We start from the raw sequence: 1,911 nt of genomic DNA on the forward strand, positions 1-1,911 counted from the left end.
GCAGGCAAGCCCCGAACAGCAGGAGGTTCTTTCTCGATATGTGGGCTGGGGCGGTCTCTCTGATGCGTTTGACCCGGAGAAACCGGCATGGGCTTTAGAGTATGCCCAGCTGAAAGAGCTGCTGACCCCGGAGGAATATGCCGCCGGCAGAAGCTCCACCCTAAACGCCCATTACACCAGTCCTACGGTCATCAAAGCGATTTACGATGCTGTGGACCGTATGGGATTTGAAACCGGAAATATTCTGGAGCCATCTATGGGTGTGGGCAATTTCTTCGGTATGCTGCCGGAGGAAATGAGAAACAGCCGTCTGTACGGCGTGGAGCTGGACCCGGTTTCCGGGCGTATTGCAAAGCAGCTCTATCCCAAGGCGGACATCACAGTAGGCGGCTTTGAGACCACCGACAGGCGTGACTTCTTTGACCTTGCCATCGGCAATGTGCCTTTCGGCCAGTATCAGGTCAATGACAAAGCCTACAACAAGCTGAATTTCAACATTCATAATTACTTTTTCGCCAAAGCACTGGATCAGGTGCGTCCCGGCGGTGTGGTAGCTTTTGTGACCTCCCGCTATACTATGGACGCCAAGGATTCCACCGTGCGCCGCTATCTTGCCCAGCGTGCCGAGCTGCTGGGAGCCATCCGTCTGCCCAATGACGCGTTCAAAAAGAATGCCGGTGCCGAGGTGGTATCAGACATCATCTTTCTCCAAAAGCGGGACCGCCCGCTGGACATCGTGCCGGAATGGACCCAGACCGGACAGACGGAGGACGGGTTTGCCATCAACCGGTATTTTATCGACCACCCGGAAATGGTGCTGGGCAGACAGGAGCCGGTAAGCACTGCTCATGGTATGGATTACACCGTGAACCCCATTGAGGGACTGGAGCTTTCCGACCAGCTACATGATGCTGTGAAGTATATTCATGGCACTTATCAGGAGGCAGAGCTGCCGGAGCTGGGCGAAGGCGAAGCCATTGACACCTCCATTCCTGCCGACCCCAATGTGAAGAACTATTCCTATGCCATTGTAGACGGGCAGGTGTACTACCGGGAAAACAGCCGTATGGTGCGCCCTGACCTCAATGCTACTGCCGAAGCCCGTGTGAAAGGTCTTGTGGGACTGCGTGATTGTGTGCAGGAACTGATCGACCTTCAGATGGACGCAGCGGTTCCGGACAGCACCATTACTCAAAAGCAGGCGGAACTGAACAGCCTCTATGACAGCTTTTCTGCCAAATATGGTCTCATCAATGACCGTGCAAACCGTCTGGCCTATGCAGATGATTCTTCCTATTACCTGCTCTGTGCGCTGGAAGTCATCGACGAGGACGGAAAGCTGGAGCGCAAGGCGGATATGTTCACCAAACGAACCATCAAGCCCCATCAGGCGGTGGCTGTGGTGGATACGGCAAGTGAAGCACTGGCGGTGTCTATCTCGGAAAAAGCCTGCGTGGATATGAGCTATATGAGCCAGCTTACCGGAAAAACAAAAGAAGAACTGGCCGGAGAGCTGCAAGGCGTGATCTTCCGTGTACCGGGACAGTTGGAGAAAGACGGCACACCCCATTATGTGACTGCTGATGAATACCTTTCCGGCAATGTACGCCGCAAACTGCGTCAGGCGCAGCGGGCGGCACAGCAGGACCCGGTTTATGCAGTCAATGTGGAAGCTCTTACCGCCGCCCAGCCCAAAGACCTGGATGCGTCGGAGATCGAGGTGCGTCTGGGCGCTACCTGGATCGACAAAGAGTACATCCAGCAGTTTATGTATGAGACCTTCAACACCCCGTTTTATCTCCAGCGCAGTATCGAGGTCAACTATTCGTCCTTTACCGCTGAATGGCAGATCAAGGGGAAATCTTCCGTATCTTACAACGATGTGGCAGCCTACACCACCTACGGAACCAG

The 1,911-nt window shown here is 54.5% G+C and carries 1 pseudogene; it reads left to right on the plus strand.

The annotated features are described in order from the left end of the window. Positions 1–1,911: pseudogene (locus OCV96_RS00115) on the plus strand (Eco57I restriction-modification methylase domain-containing protein); the annotation flags it as partial.

Source organism: Waltera acetigignens (assembly GCF_025567015.1).
Classification (GTDB): domain Bacteria; phylum Bacillota; class Clostridia; order Lachnospirales; family Lachnospiraceae; genus Acetatifactor; species Acetatifactor acetigignens.